At 70.1% G+C, this 15,137-nt stretch carries 14 protein-coding genes; 6 read left to right on the top strand and 8 right to left on the bottom strand.

Going from position 1 to position 15,137, the window contains the following annotated elements:
- Positions 1 to 17: 17 nt before the first annotated feature.
- Complete coding sequence (locus E5P3_RS24245) at positions 18 to 317, top strand: AbrB/MazE/SpoVT family DNA-binding domain-containing protein (protein WP_162588279.1); 300 nt, start codon at positions 18 to 20, stop codon at positions 315 to 317.
- On the opposite strand, the gene ureC is transcribed toward E5P3_RS24245, so the two are convergent.
- From ureC to E5P3_RS24225, 4 genes are read right to left on the bottom strand one after another with little or no spacing between them, the layout of a single operon-like run.
- Complete coding sequence (gene ureC / locus E5P3_RS24240; protein WP_162588278.1) at positions 262 to 1,980, bottom strand: urease subunit alpha; 1,719 nt, start codon at positions 1,978 to 1,980, stop codon at positions 262 to 264. The genes E5P3_RS24245 and ureC overlap by 56 nt on opposite strands.
- A gap of 2 nt (positions 1,981 to 1,982) precedes the next feature.
- Positions 1,983 to 2,288 (bottom strand): urease subunit beta, encoded by a 306-nt coding sequence (locus E5P3_RS24235; RefSeq protein WP_162588277.1) that lies wholly within the window; start codon positions 2,286 to 2,288, stop codon positions 1,983 to 1,985.
- The gene (locus E5P3_RS24230) at positions 2,285 to 2,887 is read right to left on the bottom strand and encodes a HupE/UreJ family protein (RefSeq protein ID WP_162588276.1); all 603 of its coding nucleotides are present in this window, start codon (positions 2,885 to 2,887) and stop codon (positions 2,285 to 2,287) included. The genes E5P3_RS24235 and E5P3_RS24230 overlap by 4 nt, the downstream gene beginning before the upstream one ends.
- A 24-nt stretch (positions 2,888 to 2,911) precedes the next feature.
- Complete coding sequence (locus tag E5P3_RS24225) at positions 2,912 to 3,214, bottom strand: urease subunit gamma (protein ID WP_162588275.1); 303 nt, start codon at positions 3,212 to 3,214, stop codon at positions 2,912 to 2,914.
- Between the two features lie 36 nt (positions 3,215 to 3,250).
- On the opposite strand from E5P3_RS24225, the gene E5P3_RS24220 reads away from it, so the two are divergent.
- Genes E5P3_RS24220 through E5P3_RS24210 form a run of 3 tightly spaced genes read left to right on the top strand, consistent with a single transcriptional unit; the run spans position 3,251 to position 8,585 of the window.
- Positions 3,251 to 6,853, top strand: coding sequence for a hybrid sensor histidine kinase/response regulator (locus E5P3_RS24220; RefSeq protein ID WP_162588274.1), 3,603 nt, complete (start codon positions 3,251 to 3,253; stop codon positions 6,851 to 6,853).
- Positions 6,850 to 7,866 carry a response regulator transcription factor gene (locus tag E5P3_RS24215; RefSeq protein ID WP_162588273.1) on the top strand — a complete coding sequence of 339 codons (1,017 nt, stop codon included), beginning with the start codon at positions 6,850 to 6,852 and terminating at the stop codon, positions 7,864 to 7,866. Before E5P3_RS24220 ends, E5P3_RS24215 begins: the two co-directional genes overlap by 4 nt.
- A 50-nt stretch (positions 7,867 to 7,916) precedes the next feature.
- Positions 7,917 to 8,585, top strand: a complete 669-nt coding sequence (locus E5P3_RS24210) for a hypothetical protein (protein WP_232073298.1) — start codon at positions 7,917 to 7,919, stop codon at positions 8,583 to 8,585.
- Positions 8,586 to 8,674: 89 nt separating this feature from the next.
- Here E5P3_RS24210 and E5P3_RS24205 read toward each other — a convergent pair whose 3' ends face one another.
- From E5P3_RS24205 to E5P3_RS24190, 4 genes are read right to left on the bottom strand one after another with little or no spacing between them, the layout of a single operon-like run.
- Positions 8,675 to 9,280: a hypothetical protein gene (locus E5P3_RS24205; protein WP_162588272.1), complete on the bottom strand. Its 606-nt coding sequence runs from the start codon at positions 9,278 to 9,280 to the stop codon at positions 8,675 to 8,677.
- Positions 9,281 to 9,340: 60 nt separating this feature from the next.
- A complete protein-coding gene (locus tag E5P3_RS24200) occupies positions 9,341 to 10,219 on the bottom strand; it encodes an NUDIX hydrolase (protein WP_162588271.1) in 879 nt (292 codons plus the stop codon).
- Positions 10,216 to 11,934 carry a single-stranded-DNA-specific exonuclease RecJ gene (gene recJ, locus E5P3_RS24195; RefSeq protein WP_162588270.1) on the bottom strand — a complete coding sequence of 573 codons (1,719 nt, stop codon included), beginning with the start codon at positions 11,932 to 11,934 and terminating at the stop codon, positions 10,216 to 10,218. The genes E5P3_RS24200 and recJ overlap by 4 nt, the downstream gene beginning before the upstream one ends.
- Positions 11,934 to 12,902, bottom strand: a complete 969-nt coding sequence (locus E5P3_RS24190; RefSeq protein ID WP_162588269.1) for a hypothetical protein — start codon at positions 12,900 to 12,902, stop codon at positions 11,934 to 11,936. The genes recJ and E5P3_RS24190 overlap by 1 nt, the downstream gene beginning before the upstream one ends.
- Positions 12,903 to 13,108: 206 nt before the next feature.
- Here E5P3_RS24190 and E5P3_RS24185 point away from each other — a divergent pair, with 206 nt between their 5' ends.
- The gene (locus E5P3_RS24185; protein WP_162588268.1) at positions 13,109 to 14,365 is read left to right on the top strand and encodes a lipoprotein-releasing ABC transporter permease subunit; all 1,257 of its coding nucleotides are present in this window, start codon (positions 13,109 to 13,111) and stop codon (positions 14,363 to 14,365) included.
- On the top strand, positions 14,358 to 15,041 hold the full coding sequence (gene lolD, locus E5P3_RS24180; RefSeq protein ID WP_162588267.1) for a lipoprotein-releasing ABC transporter ATP-binding protein LolD: 684 nt from the start codon (positions 14,358 to 14,360) through the stop codon (positions 15,039 to 15,041). Before E5P3_RS24185 ends, lolD begins: the two co-directional genes overlap by 8 nt.
- Positions 15,042 to 15,137: the final 96 nt, after the last annotated feature.

Genomic DNA, 15,137 nt, shown 5'->3' with positions numbered 1-15,137 from the left:
CATCACAGGGTAAGACGATGGCTATTTTGCAGTTGACGCAGACCGAGGGCGACGCAGTGGGCTTGATACTTCCGGCCGCGCTGCTCGCTCGGCAAAACTGGAAGGCGGGCGACAACCTGCTTCTGACCGAAACTGCCGACGGCTACCTTCTCTCCTCGCCAAGCGCCGAATTCGAGGAGCAGGTGAAGATTGGCCGCGAGATCAGGCGGGAGCGCTGGGCGGTGCTGCGAGCGCTGGCGCAGAGCGACATCGGCGAGCCGCCTAGAACAGAAAATACCGCTGCGCCATCGGCAACACCACCGCCGGATCGCAGGTGAGCAACTGCCCATCGGCCCGCACCGCATAGGTCTGCGCGTCGATCTCCATCGTCGGCGTGTAGCCGTTGTGCACCATGTCCTGCTTGCGCACGCCGCGTATGTTCTTCACCGCGCTGAGCGTCTTCGCAAGGCCATAGCGGTCGCCGATGCCCGCCGCCAGCCCGGCCTGCGAGACGAAGGTCAGCGAGCTCCTGGCGAGTGCGCCGCCGAAGGCGCCGAACATCGGCCGGTAGTGCACCGGCTGCGGCGTCGGGATCGAGGCGTTGGGGTCGCCCATGGCCGCCATCGCGATGCTGCCGCCCTTCAGGATGGTGAAGGGCTTGATACCGAAGAAGGCCGGCTTCCACACCACCAGGTCGGCCCACTTGCCCACTTCGATGCTGCCCACCTCGTGCGAGATGCCGTGCGAGATGGCCGGGTTGATCGTGTACTTGGCCACGTAGCGCTTGGCGCGTGCGTTGTCGTTGCGGTTGCCGTCCTCGGGCAGCTTGCCGCGCTGGGCCTTCATCTTGTGCGCGGTCTGCCAGCAGCGAATGATTACCTCGCCCACCCGCCCCATGGCCTGGCTGTCGGAGCTGAACATGCTGATCGCGCCCAGGTCGTGCAGGATGTCCTCGGCCGCGATGGTCTCCTTGCGGATGCGGCTCTCGGCAAAGGCCAGGTCCTCGGGAATGCCGGCGTCGAGGTGGTGGCACACCATCAGCATGTCGACGTGCTCGTCGAGCGTGTTCACGGTGTAGGGCATCGTCGGGTTGGTGGAGGAGGGCAGGAAGTTCGTCTCGCCCACCACGCGCAGGATGTCGGGCGCATGGCCGCCGCCCGCACCCTCGGTGTGGAAGGCGCAGATGCCACGGCCCTTCACCGCCGCGATGGTGTTCTCGACGAAGCCCGACTCGTTCAGCGTGTCGCTGTGGATCGCCACCTGCGTGTCGGTGGCATCGGCCACGTCCAGGCAGTTGCTGATCGCCGACGGCGTGGTGCCCCAGTCCTCGTGCAGCTTGAGGCCGATCACGCCGGCGTCGATCTGCTCGTGCAGTGCGGCCGGCAGGCTCGCATTGCCCTTGCCGAGGAAGCCGAGGTTCATCGGGAAGGCGTCGGCCGCCTGCAGCATGCGCTCGATGTGCCAGGGGCCCGGCGTCGCGGTGGTCGCGAAGGTGCCGGTGGCCGGGCCGGTGCCGCCGCCGAGCATGGTGGTGACGCCGGAGGCCAGCGCCTCCTCGATCTGCTGCGGACAGATGAAGTGGATGTGGCTGTCGATGCCGCCGGCCGTGACGATGTTGCCTTCGCAGCTGATGACTTCCGTGCCGGGGCCGATGACGATGTCCACGCCCGGCTGCACGTCCGGGTTGCCGGCCTTGCCGATGGCGACGATGCGCCCGCCCTTCAGGCCGATGTCGGCCTTGACGATGCCCCAGTGGTCGAGGATCAGCGCGTTGGTCATGACGGTATCGACCACGCCCTCGGCGCGCGTGCGCTGCGATTGCGCCATGCCGTCGCGGATCGTCTTGCCGCCGCCGAACTTGACTTCCTCGCCGTAGCCGCCGGCGTGCAGGGTGTAGTCCTCCTCGACCTCGATCACCAGGTCGGTGTCGGCCAGCCGCACGCGGTCGCCCACCGTGGGCCCGAAGATTTCGGCGTAGGCACGCCGCCCGATCGTTGCCATGCTCAGAGCTTTCCTTGAACCAGTCCGCGAAAGCCGTAGACCACCCGGTCGCCGGCGAAGTCCACCAGCTCGACCGTGCGCTGCTGCCCCGGCTCGAAGCGCACCGCGGTGCCCGAGGCGATGTTCAGCCGCATGCCGCGCGCGGCCTCGCGGTCGAAGTCCAGCGCGCCGTTGGTCTCGGCGAAGTGGTAGTGGGAGCCGACCTGGATGGGCCGGTCGGCGGCGTTGCGCACCACCAGCGTCAGCGCGCGGCGGCCCGGGTTGAGCGCATGGTCGCCCTCGTCGGTGATGAGTTCCCCGGGGATCATGCGAGGCCGCCGAGCAGGGCAATGCCGAAGATCGCGACCGCTGCGCCCGTCAGGCGCGGCAGCCAGCGATGGCCGCGGCGCAGTGCCCAGCCGACCGTTATTCCCGCGGCATGCAACAGCAGCGTCGCGGCCAGCATGCCGGCCAGCGTGAGTGCGGCCCCCGCTTCGACGGCCAACTCCTGCCCGTGCGCGACGCCGTGGAACAGCGCGAACAGGCCGACCAGCGCCGCAGCGGCGAGCGCCGGCAGTCGGCGCCGCGTGAAGACCAACAGTCCCAGCACCAGCAGCGAGGCCGCGATCATGGGCTCCACCGCCGGCAGCCGAGCACCCGCCAGGCCCAGCATCGCACCGGCCAGCAGCATCAGCGCGAAGCCCAGCGGCGCCCACAGCAGATCGGGCCAGGCACGGCGCGCGGTGAGGGCGCTCCACAGGCCAACCGCCACCATCGCGGCCAGGTGATCCGGCCCGGTCAGCGGATGCAGGAAGCCCGCGGCCAGGCCGTGGTGCAGGCCGGCATCGGCGCCGGTGTGGGCGGCCGCGGCCAGCGGCAACGCGGCGATCAGGAGCAGGGGGGCTTGGCGAAGAAGGCGCAGGGTCATGGTGTGCTCTTGTTGTCTTGTCGTTCAGACGATGGGTTGGTGGACGGTGACGAGCTTGGTGCCGTCCGGGAACGTGGCCTCGACCTGGATGTCCGGGATCATCTCGGCCACGCCCTCCATCACGTCGGCGCGCGACAGGATGCCGCGGCCCTCGCTCATCAGCGCGGCCACGGTCTTGCCGTCGCGCGCGCCCTCCATCACGGCGGCCGAGATCAGTGCCACGGCTTCCGGGTAGTTGAGCTTGAGCCCGCGTGCCCGGCGCCGCTCTGCCAGCAGGGCGGCCGTGAAGATCAGGAGCTTGTCTTTTTCGCGCGGTGTCAGTTCCATGGGCGGGGTCGGATCGCTTCGTCGGGGCGGGTCATTATGGGCAAGCCAGGGGCATTGCAACAGTCGTGCCGATGGCACGGAACCTGCACTTTGCCCGGCGTGGACTCGACCGCCGTTCCCCCGCTCGCCAGCGACGAAGCGCCGCAGCGCATCGTCAAGGTCCGGCGCGACTACAACAGCTGGGTGGCGCGCGAAACGCTGGAGGACTACGCGCTGCGCTTCACGCCGCAGCGCTTTCGCCGCATGTCGGAATGGCGCGTGGCGAGCACGGCCTTCGGCGGCGCGGCCTCCTTCCTGATCCTGGAGGCGGTGGGCGCCACGCTGCTGGTGCAGTATGGCTTCGTCAACGCGGCCTGGGCCATCCTCGTCACGGGGCTGATCATCTTCCTGGCCGGCTTGCCGATCAGCGTCTACGCCGCGCGCTACGGCGTCGACATGGACCTGCTCACCCGCGGCGCCGGCTTCGGGTACATCGGCTCCACGCTGACCTCGCTGATCTACGCCTCCTTCACCTTCATCTTCTTCGCGCTCGAGGCGGCGGTCATGGCCTACGCGCTGGAGCTCGCGCTGGGCATCCCGGCAGCCTGGGGCTACCTGGTCTGTGCGCTGGTGGTGATCCCGCTGGTCACCCACGGCATCTCGGCCATCAGCCGGTTGCAGGTCTGGACCCAACCCATCTGGCTGGTGATGCTGGTGGTGCCCTTTGTCTATGTATTGGTGCGCGATCCTGGTGCGTTCTCGGGCATCACGCACTACAACGGCGTCAAGACGGGCGAGATCGGTTTTGATCTGCACCTCTTCGGTGCTGCACTCACGGTCGGCATCGCGCTCATCACCCAGATGGGCGAGCAGGCCGACTACCTTCGCTTCATGCCCGTGCGCACCGCTGCCAACCGCGGCCGCTGGTGGGCCGGCGTGCTGGCGGGCGGACCGGGCTGGGTGGTGCTGGGCGTGCTCAAGATGCTGGGCGGGGCGCTGCTGGCCTACCTTGCCATCGGCCACATGGTGCCGCCCGAGCGGGCGGTGGACCCGAACCAGATGTACCTTGCGGCCTACGAGTACGTGTTCCCGCAGTACGGCTGGGCGGTGGCGGCCACGGCGCTGTTCGTGGTGATCTCGCAGCTCAAGATCAACGTCACCAATGCCTATGCCGGCTCGCTGGCCTGGAGCAACTTCTTCTCGCGCGTCACCCACAGCCATCCGGGCCGCGTCGTGTGGGTGGTGTTCAACGCGCTGATCGCGTTCATGCTGATGGAGATGAACGTGTTCGAGGCCCTGGGCGATGTGCTGGGCCTCTACGCCAACATTGCCATCGCCTGGATGATGGCCGTGGTGGCCGACCTCGTGGTCAACAAGCCGCTGGGGCTGTCGCCGCCGGGCATCGAGTTCAAGCGCGCGCACCTGTGGGACATCAACCCGGTGGGCGTGGGCGCGATGGCGCTGGCCTCGGCCCTGTCCATCAGCGCGCACCTGGGCGCCTTCGGCCGGACCGCGCAGGCCTTCTCGGCGCTGATCGCGCTGGGCACCGCCTTCGCCGCCGCGCCGCTGATCGCCTGGGCCACGCGCGGCAAGTACTACATCGCACGCGTATCGGACGCAGACGGCGCCGCCCCGTTCACGCCGGCCCTCGGGCAGCGCGCGGTGCGATGGGCCCGCGTCGAACCGGACGTCGGCAGCTACCGGCGCCTGAGCACGCAGCGCTGCGTGATCTGCGAGCGCGACTACGAAGGCCCCGACATGGCGCACTGCCCGGCCTACCAGGGTGCGATCTGCTCGCTGTGCTGCACGCTCGATGCGCGCTGCGGCGACCTGTGCAAGCCCGAGGCGAGCCTGTCGGCGCAATGGTCGGGCGCCCTGCGCTGGCTGCTGCCGCGCCGCGTCTGGCCGTACCTCGACACCGGGCTGGGGCATTTCCTGCTTCTGATGCTGATCGTGGTGCCCTTGCTCGCCGCAGTGTTCGGCGTGCTCTACCAGCAGGAACTGCGGAGCATCGGCGAGAGTGCGCTGGCCGACATGGCACAGGCCACCACCTCGCTGCGCTCCGGCTTCCTCAAGGCCTACATGGCGCTGATGCTGATCGCCGGCATCGTCGCCTGGTGGCTGGTGCTGGCGCACCAGAGCCGCAAGGTGGCGCAGGAGGAATCGAACCGCCAGACGCACCTGCTGATGCGCGAGATCGAGCTGCACCGCGAAACCGACCGCGCGCTGCAGGCCGCCAAGCAGACGGCCGAGCAGTCACGCGAGCAGGCGGACCAGGCCAACCAGGCCAAGAGCCGCTACATCAGCGCCATCAGCCACGAGCTGCGCACGCCGCTCAACAGCATCCTCGGCTATGCGCAGCTCATGGGCGAGGACGCGGCCGTGCCGCCGCACCGGCGGCAGGCGGTGGCGGTGATCAAGCGCGGCGGCGAGCACCTGCTGTCGCTGATCGAAGGTACGCTGGACATTGCCCACATCGAGGCCGGCAAGCTCACGCTGCATGCCCGGCCCATGCAGTTCGCCGAGCTGATGGTCGAGCTGGCCGACATGTTCGAGCTGCAGGCGGCCGAGAAGGGCCTGGCCTTCCGCTTCGAGCCCGAAGGCGATCTGCCCGAGCTGGTGCGCGCCGACGAGAAGCGCGTGCGGCAGATCCTCATCAACCTGCTGGGCAACGCGATCAAGTTCACCGCCAGCGGGCGCGTCGCGCTGCGCCTGCGCTATGCGCGCGAGTTCGCGGCCATCGAGGTCGAGGACACGGGCCCCGGCATGTCGTCCGAGGAACTGGGCCGCATCTTCGAGCCCTTCGCACGCGGGGCCAGCGCCGGCCCGTCGGCGCCGGGTGCGGGGTTGGGCCTGACCATCGCGAAGATGCTGATCGACCTGATGGGCGGCGAGATGAAGGTGCAGAGCGCGCCGGGCGCGGGCTCGCTGTTCCGGGTGCGGATGTTCCTGCCGCGCGTGCATCACACGAGCGGCGCGGGCATCCGGCGCGTCGCGGCGGCGCCGGCACCGCGTGCGCGCCGCGGCTACGAAGGCCCACGCCGGCGGCTGCTGGTGGTGGACAACGAAGAGGCCGACCGCGAGCTGCTCGTGCAGGTGCTCGCGCCCCTGGGCTTCGAGCTGCGCACAGCCGCCAGCGGCCACGATGCGCTCGACCTGGTGGCGGCCGGCTGGCATCCGCATGCCATGTTCGTGGACCTGGCGATGCCCGGCATCGACGGCTGGGAGACCATCCGCCGCGCACGTGCGCTCGGCCTGGCCGATGCGCAGGTCGCCATCGTCTCGGCCAACGCGTTCGACAAGCGGCTGGACAACGATGTCGGCATCGCGCCCGAGGACTTCTTCGTCAAGCCCGTGCGCCACAGCGAACTGCTCGACTGGCTGGAGCGGCGGCTCGCGCTGCGGTGGACCGACAGCGCCGCGGCGGCGCAGCCGGCGCCGGCCGAGCCCGCCGGCGCGCTGCCCGCTGCCGCGCGCCTGCGCGCGCTCGGCGACGCGGTCAGCCTGGGCTACTTCCGCGGCATCATGAACGAACTCGACGCCATCGATGCCGCCCAGCCCGAGTGCGCGGCCTGGACCACCGCGCAGCGCGCACTGGCGCGCCAGTTCCAGTTCGAGGCCATGAGCCGGGCACTGACCGCGGCGGGGAGCACCCCGTGAGCGCAGAAGCAAGCCCGCCGTCCCTGGTCCGGAGCCTGCGCGAGCATGCCGGCACCGGTGACGTGGTGCTGATCGTCGACGACGTGCCCGACAACCTGGCCGTCTTGCACGACGCGCTGGACGAATCGGGCTACGCCGTGCTGGTCGCCACCAGCGGCGAGCAGGCGCTGCAGCGTGCGGCCCAGGCGCGGCCCGATATCGTGCTGCTCGACGCGATGATGCCGGGCATCGACGGCTTCGAGGTCGCGCGCCGGCTCAAGGCCGATGCCGCGACGTCCCACATTCCGATCGTCTTCATGACCGGCCTCACCGAGACCGAGCACCTGGTCGCGGCGCTGGAGGCGGGCGGCGTCGACTACGTCACCAAGCCGATCAAGCCCAAGGAAGTGCTGGCGCGGATGAACGTGCATCTGCAAGGCGCACGCCGCGCGCGGCAGGCGGCGCAGCAGGCCGGCCAGGCGCGCAACGCGCTCGATGCCTTCGGCTACGCCAGCTTCACCGTGCGCATGCCCGAAGGCAAGCTGGTCTGGCAGACCGCGCTGGCGCGCGAGCTGCTGCAGCGCTACTGCGGCAGCAGCGCGCCCGCGACGCCGCCGGTGGTGCTGGACTGGCTGCGCCGCCATCTGCCCGACGCGCGGCAGCACCAGGTCGAGCCGCCCGTTCTTGCCATCGCGCATGGCGCTGCCGCGCTCAACCTGCGCCTGCACCAGCAGACCGGCCAGGACGACGCGGGCGACGACTGGCTGATCATCATGCGCGAGGTCTCCGACTCGGCCGTCATCGAGGCCATGAGCCTGACCTTGAAGCTGACGGCGCGCGAGGCCGAGGTGCTCTACTGGGTGGTCAAGGGCAAGACCAACCGCGACATCGGCGAGATCCTCGGCAGCAGCCCGGCCACCGCCAAGAAGCACCTGGAGCGCGTGTACGTGAAGCTCGGCGTCGAGACCCGCACCGCCGCTGCCGGCGTGGCGATCAAGCGTATCCGCGAACTGCAGCCGCAGTTCGAGTTGTGAGGGTCTGTGCGCGAATGAACTGACCCGGGCCGCACCTAGAATTCGCGGCCATGATCCGACGCGCGTGGACCGTCTCTCTGTGGCTGGCCGCAGCAACCGCCCAGGCCGGCGGTCACTTCGACGTGGACGATGCAGGCACGCTCGATGCGGGACAGTGCCAGTACGAGTTCTGGGGCACGCGCGTGCGCAGCGAGCACATCACGGCGTGGCACCTGGGGCCGGCCTGCCGCGTCGGGCCGGTCGAGCTCGGACTCAACATCGACCGGATCTCGGTGCCGGGTGATACGGTCCACGCGCTCGGGCCGCAGCTCAAATGGACTTTCTTCGGGCAGGCGCCCGAGGCCCGCTGGAGCGCTGCCGTCTCGATGGGCTTCGTCTCCCAGCTGCCGCGACGGGGCGGGCGCAGCGGCGGGCAGTTCGTCGTTCCGGTGACATGGCGCGCGACCGACAGCCTGATGGTCCATGCCAACCTGGGCGCCGACTGGTCCACCGGCAGCGGCGCGCGCACGGGCCGCGGCGGCCTGGCGGGCGAGTGGGCGCTGAACGACACGGTGTCACTGATCGCGGAACGCAACCGCGCCTTTGGCCTCTGGACCTCGCGCGTCGGGGCGCGCGTCAGCATCACTCCGGTGATCAGCATCGACCTCAGCGCGGCGCGCACCGGGCCGAGCGGCGTACGCAGCTTCTCGGTCGGGCTGAATCACGAGTTCGGGCGCTGAAATCTGCCGCGACACAGCGCCGCTGGTTGTACTGGCAAATTTCGGCGGCGCCGTATAACCATCGCCGGCCTGACCCACCCCCCCCTACATCAGCCGCCGACCAATGCCCGATAGTCCCGCCGCGTCGCCGGTGCCACCGAGTCGACCAACTGCGCATGGGGCGTCTTGTGCCGCGCCAGCATGCGCGCCGATGCGACCGCCCTGGAGCGGCAGTACCAGTGGCAGGTGTGCTGCATCAGGAAGAGCTCCGCCGACATGGTGTAGGCCTTGTCCCGGGGCGTGCGCTGCAGGGTGTTGGCCGCCGCATCGGCGATCCCGCGGGCGTGGATCGCCAGGGCGCGGCGCATGTCGAAGCTGTGCGCCGGAAACAGGCGCTGGGCGAAGGGCAGGGCCAGCGGCAGCGTGCTCACGCGCGCATCGGCATCCGCGACCCGCGCGAAATCGGCGGCGAAGCGCTGGAACTGTCCGGCGAGCGTCTGCTCGGTCGTGTCGAGCAGTTTCCAGATCTGCTCGCGCCGCGCCGGATCGTTCTCGCCGAGGCAGCGCAGGTAGCCCTCGGTCAGGTTCTCCATCAGCGTCTCGATCTCGTAGCGACCGAGGTGGCCGGCGAGCAGCATGATGCGCTTCTTCTGCTCGCGGGTTTTCAGCAAGTAGACGGCGAGCAGGAGCACGGCCGCCAGGGTGAGGAATTCCATGAAATATGTCCGGGGCGGCAACAAAAGCAGGCGAGTGATGCAGTGAGCGGCGGCCGCGGCCTATTGCCACAGGTCGTCGAAGCCGCCGGGCGGCTCCAGTCGCTTGCCGCGTAGCATCAGGCGCAGCGGGCCCGGCATCACGCGCGCGCGCTCCGGGTGCAGCGGGTCGCCGGGATAGGCGGTGGCGCGGTAGCCGTCGATCTCGAAGGTCAGCGGGCGCACGAGGCAGGGGGCGCGGCCTTCCGCCTCGGTCATCATCGAGTCGATGCTGGCGTGGCGGCCCAGGTGGGCGAGGCTCATGATCTGCGGCGCTGCCAGCGCGATCTCGCCGCGCCAGTAGCGCTCGAGCGCTTCGCGCGGACGCAGCCAGGCGCAGAGCACGGCTTCGTGCGCGTCATGCAGCGGCTCCTGGCCGGCGGGCGCTCGGGCGATGAAGAAGCGCGTGTCGAAGCGCTTGCCGGGCGAGTGCAGGGCCTGCAGCGGCGTGATCCAGCGCGACCAGGGCCGCATCGCGCGGGTCGCCACGCGCAGGCCGAGGCGGCCGAGCATGTCATTGAAGTCCATGCCCTGCCCACTCAGCGCGACGGCCTGCAGTGCGCCCGGGCGGTCGAGGCCCTCGGCGAGCAGCAGCCCGCATTCCTCGAAGACCTCGCGCACGGCGGCGACGTGGATCGCCGCCGCCGTGGCGGCGTCGATGTCCGGGTCGGCGAGCAGCGCGTGCAGGCGCTCCGGCGGCTGGTCGAGATGAGCCGCCGCGTCGAGCCGCGCGTCCGCCGCATCCACCTTGCCGCCGGGAAACACGTAGGAGCCGCCATGCACGTCAGACAGCGCATGGCGCTGGATCATCAGCACCTCGGGCCCGGCCGCGCCGTCGCGGCAGATGAGCACGGTGGCGGCTGGACGGATGGGAATCGGCGTCTCGGTCACGGCAGTGTTCATGGGATCTCCGCTCCCTCCACCAGAAAGCGCACGCGCCGCACGCCCTGCCATTCGTCCGCATCCAGCCGGAAGGCGATCACGACGCGCGGCGGCAGCGGCTCGGTGTGGCCGAACCAGATGCCGTCCACCGGCTGACCCTTGTGCCGCAGCTTGAGCGCGAGATGCTTCTCGCCCACCAGCCGCTGCGAGATGACCTCCACCTCCTCGCTGAAGGTGGGCGGCGCGAAGCCCTGGCCCCAGACCTCGCGGTGCAGCGTGTCGACCAGGTCCACGCGCAGGTACTCGGGCGCGAGCGGGCCGTCGGTGTCCAGGCGGCGCATCAGCGCGGCGGCATCGAGCCGCTCGGCGGCGACCTGCGCGAGCGCACGTTCGAAGGTCTCGAAGTGTTCCCGGGCCACGGTGCAGCCGGCCGCCATCGCATGGCCGCCGAAGCGCAGCAGCACGCCGGGATGGCGCTTGGCCACCAGGTCCAGCGCGTCGCGCAGGTGAAAGCCGGGGATCGAGCGGCCCGAGCCCTTGAGCTCGTGTTCCTTGCCCGGCGCGCCGCTGGCGGCGAAGACGAAGGTGGGGCGGTGGTAGCGGTCCTTGATGCGCGAGGCCACGATGCCGACCACGCCCTCATGGAACTCCGCGTCGAAGACGCTGATCGCAGCGGGCGGCATCTCGTCGCCGTCGTCGCCGAACAGCGACTCTGCGAGCAGCAGCGCCTGTTCGCGCATGCCGCCCTCGATGTCGCGCCGCTCGCGGTTGATGCCGTCGAGCAAACGCGCCAGCTCCTCGGCGCGGGCGCTGTCGTCGGTCGTCAGGCACTCGATGCCCAGCGTCATGTCGGCCAGGCGCCCGGCCGCGTTGATGCGCGGCCCCAGCGCGAAGCCGAAGTCGAAGGTGGTCGCCGCCGCCGCATTGCGGCCCGCGGCCTTGAAGAGGGCGGCCAGGCCGGCGGGCATGGCGCCCGCACGGATGCGGCGCAGGCCCTGCGCGACCAGGCGCCGGTTGTTGGCATCGAGCCTCACCACGTCGGCCACAGTGCCCAGGGCGACCAGCGGCAGCAGGGCATCGAGCTTCGGTTGCGTGGCCAGATCGAACACGCCGCGCGCGCGCAGCTCCGAACGCAGCGCCAGCAGCACGTAGAACATCACGCCGACCCCCGCGATGCTCTTGCTGTCGAAGCCGCAGTCGGGCTGGTTGGGATTCACCAGCACATCGGCCGCGGGCAGCGCCGGGCCGGGCAGGTGGTGGTCGGTCACCAGCACCGTGAGGCCGCGCGCCTTGGCAGCGGCCACCCCTTCGACGCTGGCGATGCCGTTGTCCACCGTGATCAGCACGTCGGCGCCGGTGGCGGCCACGCGCTCGGCGATCGGCGGCGTCAGGCCGTAGCCGTCGATCACGCGGTCGGGCACCAGGTAGCTCACATGCCGGGCGCCCAGCAGGCGCAGGCCGCGCAGGGCCACGGCGCAGGCGGTGGCGCCGTCGCAGTCGTAGTCGGCGACGATGCACAGTCGCCTGTCGTCGCGGATCGCGTCGGCCAGCAGCACCGCGGCCTCGCGCGCGCCGTGGAGGCCATCGGGCGCGAGCAGCCGCGCCAGGCCGTCGTCAAGCTCTTCACGGGTCTGCACGCCGCGCGCAGCATAGAGCCGCGCCAGCAGCGGATGAACGCCTGCCTGTTCCAGTGCCCAGGCACTGCGCGGCGGGATGGCGCGGGTCACGATCTTCATCACAGTGCCTCCAGCACGGCCGGCGCGCTGGCGCGCTGGAACAGGGACCGGGTCCACTGCGCAAGGCCGCGCCGCTGCACGCCGAAGCGTTGCGCGCCGCGATCGCCGCAGAGTGTGAGCGTCACCTCGGCGCCTGCGTTGTAGGCGGCGAGCAGTTCGGCAACCGGCCCTTCGTCGAGCGCAGCCCAGGCCTGCGCCCAGGCCGCGACGTCGTCGCAAAGAGCAGCCTCGCGCAGACCATCGGCCACCTGCGGCCCGGCGTCCGGCGGCGCGGCGTCGGCTGGCAGCCGCCCCGTGCCGCTGAGCCAGAAGGAATTGATCGGCGGCTCGCCGCGCGCGGTGCGCTCGTCATTGACGCGCTCGGTGTAGAGCAGCATCTGCATTTCGTTCTGCAGCCGCCGCAGGAGGCGGGCACCGTCGGACAGCGGCGACCATTGGGCGATGGGGTGCCCGATCGCGCGGTCGATCGAGGCCGTGGCCAGGCCGTCGAACACCCGGCCCCGCGCCAGCCAGCGGTTCGGCGTGCCCGAGGCATGCAGCGCGATGCCGTCCTCCTCGAAGTAGGGCCGTGCGATCGCCAGCAGGGCTGCCGACTCGGCCGCGTCGATGCGGATCGCGCCCGGATCGCCGAGGACCACGTCGTCGATGCCCACCTGCCAGTGGCACAGGGTGGCGATGCCCCAACTGCCGTCCTCGCCGGCGCCATCGAGGCCGGCGCGGCGTGCTTCCAGCGCGGCCCAGGGGATCTGGCCGTCGGGCGCCGCAATGCCGAGCGCCGCGGCCAGGGCGCGCTCGTGCGGAGGGGAGAGGGTGCTCTCGTCCTGCACGTCTTCGTGCACGAGCGCGAGGCGGGAGAGCAGGCTTTCGAGCCTGGGCAGCCGCAGGCTGCGTATCGCTGCGCGGCAGGCCGGCGTGCCGCGGCCGGCGAAAGGAATGAGCAGATGGGAGGCAGAGGGCGGCACGGGCATGGGCCTATTGTCCGGGATGCCACAATTCCCGAGATGCACCACCCCCACGCTCATCCCTTCGTGTATTCGCTGCCCCCCGAGGGGACTGAATGCCGCGGCTCCAAGCCTGCCTGCGCAGGCTTGGACGGCATGAAGAACCGCCGCGTCTCGCGGCGGTGCAGCCTGCAAGGCCAGGCCTGCCTTGGGGCGGCCCGGCGGGAGGCCTGATGCCTCTCCCCTACGAACTGCAACTCGGCTGGCGCTACACGCGTGCGGGCCGGGCCACGCGGCGCAACGGCTTCATTTCCTTCATCTCCGGCGTCTCCATGCTCGGCATCGCGCTGGGCGTGGCGGCGCTGATCATCGTGCTCTCGGTGATGAACGGCTTCCAGAAGGAGGTGACCGACCGGATGCTCGGCGTGATCTCGCACATCGAGATCCTCTCGCGCGACGGCCAGGCGCTTGCCGACATCGACGCCATCGCCGCGGCGGCGCGCAAGAACCCCAACGTGGTGGGCGTCGCACCCTTCATCGCGGCGCAGGCGCTGATCGCGCGCGGCGAGGACATGAAGGGCACGCTGGTGCGCGGCATCGAGCCGTCGCTGGAGCCGCAGGTGACCGACATCTCCGCCACGACGCAGAAGGGCGCGCTGCAGAAGCTGGTGCCGGGCGAGTTCGGCATCGTGCTGGGCATCGAGCTGGCGCGCTCGCTCTTCGTGCAGGTGGGCGACCAGGTCACGCTGATCGCGCCGGGCGGGCAGGTCACGCCGGCCGGCGTGGTGCCGCGGTTGAAGCAGTTCACGGTGGTCGGCACCTTCGATTCGGGCCACTACGAATACGACTCGGCGCTGGCGATGATCCACGAGCAGGACGCCGCGCGCGTGTTCCGGCTCGAAGGGCCGAGCGGCCTGCGCCTCAAGCTCAAGGACCTGCACCGTGCGCGCGAGGTGGCGGATGAGCTGGCCGTCACGCTGCCCGGCGAGTTCCTGATCCGCGACTGGACGCGCCAGAACAGGACCTGGTTCGCGGCGGTGCAGGTGGAGAAGCGCATGATGTTCATCATCCTCACGCTGATCGTCGCGGTCGCCGCCTTCAACCTGGTGTCGACGCTGGTGATGACGGTCACCGACAAGCGCGCCGACATCGCGATCCTGCGCACGCTGGGTTCGAGCCCGAAGAGCATCATGAGCATCTTCGTGGTGCAGGGCGCGATGGTGGGCGTGATCGGCACATTGGGCGGTCTGCTGCTGGGACTGGGCATCGCCTACAACATCGACGTGATCGTGCCGGCGCTGGAGCGGCTCTTCAACGCGCGCTTCCTGCCACAGGACATCTATCTCATCAGCAAGATGCCCAGCGATCCCCAGCGCGGCGACATCCTGCCGATCGCGCTGATCTCGCTGGCGCTGTCCTTCGTGGCCACGCTGTATCCGAGCTGGCGCGCGAGCCGCGTCAATCCGGCGGAGGCGTTGCGCTATGAGTGAGGTAGTTCTACAGGTCAGGGGCCTGACCAAGCGCTTCCACGAGGGCCGCATCGACCTCACGGTGCTGCACGGTGTCGACCTCGACGTGCGCGCCGGCGAGACGCTGGCGATCGTCGGCGCCTCGGGCTCCGGCAAGAGCACGCTGCTCCACCTCATGGGCGGGCTCGATGCGCCCACCGCCGGCAGCGTGGAACTGCACGGCAAGAACATCGCGCACGCCGACGCGGCCGAGCAGGGCCGGCTGCGCAACGCGCACCTGGGCTTCGTCTACCAGTTCCACCATCTGCTGCCCGAGTTCAGCGCCCTGGACAACGTGGCGATGCCTTTGAAGATCCGCCGCATGCCGCCGCAGCAGGCCGCCGAGGCTGCCGCCGCGATGCTGGCGGCCGTGGGGCTGGCCGAGCGGGTTCATCATCGCCCGGCCGAACTCTCCGGCGGCGAGCGCCAACGCGTGGCGATCGCGCGCGCGCTGGTGACGCAGCCCGACTGCGTGCTGGCCGACGAGCCCACCGGCAACCTCGATCGCAACACCGCCGACGGCGTGTTCGCGCTGATGCTGAAGCTGGCGCACGAGCGCCGCACCGCCTTCGTGGTGGTCACGCATGATGACGGCCTGGCCAAGCGGTGCGACCGCGTGCTGCGGCTGGCGGCGGGGCGGCTGGACAACGGTCAGTAGCGCTGCGGCAGTGCTGGTGGCTTTTTACCCATTTGCTGGGTAAAGTCTATTTACCCATGTCATGGGTATTTTTCATTTACCCATCATATGGGTAAG

Origin of the sequence: Variovorax sp. RA8 (assembly GCF_901827175.1) — a bacterium.
Classification (GTDB): domain Bacteria; phylum Pseudomonadota; class Gammaproteobacteria; order Burkholderiales; family Burkholderiaceae_C; genus Variovorax.
The sequence above is the reverse complement of the archived record's forward strand: the minus strand, read 5'-3'. Positions and strand labels throughout refer to the sequence as shown.

Bases quoted from the DNA above. Each gene is read 5' to 3' on its own strand.
- E5P3_RS24225 (WP_162588275.1), bottom strand. From the start codon at position 3,214: ATGGAACTGACACCGCGCGAAAAAGACAAGCTCCTGATCTTCACGGCC.
- E5P3_RS24230 (WP_162588276.1), bottom strand. From the start codon at position 2,887: ATGACCCTGCGCCTTCTTCGCCAAGCCCCCCTGCTCCTGATCGCCGCG.
- E5P3_RS24220 (WP_162588274.1), top strand. From the start codon at position 3,251: ATGGGCAAGCCAGGGGCATTGCAACAGTCGTGCCGATGGCACGGAACC.
- recJ (WP_162588270.1), bottom strand. From the start codon at position 11,934: ATGAAGATCGTGACCCGCGCCATCCCGCCGCGCAGTGCCTGGGCACTG.
- ureC (WP_162588278.1), bottom strand. From the start codon at position 1,980: ATGGCAACGATCGGGCGGCGTGCCTACGCCGAAATCTTCGGGCCCACG.
- E5P3_RS24235 (WP_162588277.1), bottom strand. From the start codon at position 2,288: ATGATCCCCGGGGAACTCATCACCGACGAGGGCGACCATGCGCTCAAC.
- lolD (WP_162588267.1), top strand. From the start codon at position 14,358: ATGAGTGAGGTAGTTCTACAGGTCAGGGGCCTGACCAAGCGCTTCCAC.
- E5P3_RS24190 (WP_162588269.1), bottom strand. From the start codon at position 12,902: ATGCCCGTGCCGCCCTCTGCCTCCCATCTGCTCATTCCTTTCGCCGGC.
- E5P3_RS24205 (WP_162588272.1), bottom strand. From the start codon at position 9,280: ATGGAATTCCTCACCCTGGCGGCCGTGCTCCTGCTCGCCGTCTACTTG.
- E5P3_RS24200 (WP_162588271.1), bottom strand. From the start codon at position 10,219: ATGAACACTGCCGTGACCGAGACGCCGATTCCCATCCGTCCAGCCGCC.
- E5P3_RS24185 (WP_162588268.1), top strand. From the start codon at position 13,109: ATGCCTCTCCCCTACGAACTGCAACTCGGCTGGCGCTACACGCGTGCG.
- E5P3_RS24245 (WP_162588279.1), top strand. From the start codon at position 18: ATGGCTATTTTGCAGTTGACGCAGACCGAGGGCGACGCAGTGGGCTTG.
- E5P3_RS24210 (WP_232073298.1), top strand. From the start codon at position 7,917: ATGATCCGACGCGCGTGGACCGTCTCTCTGTGGCTGGCCGCAGCAACC.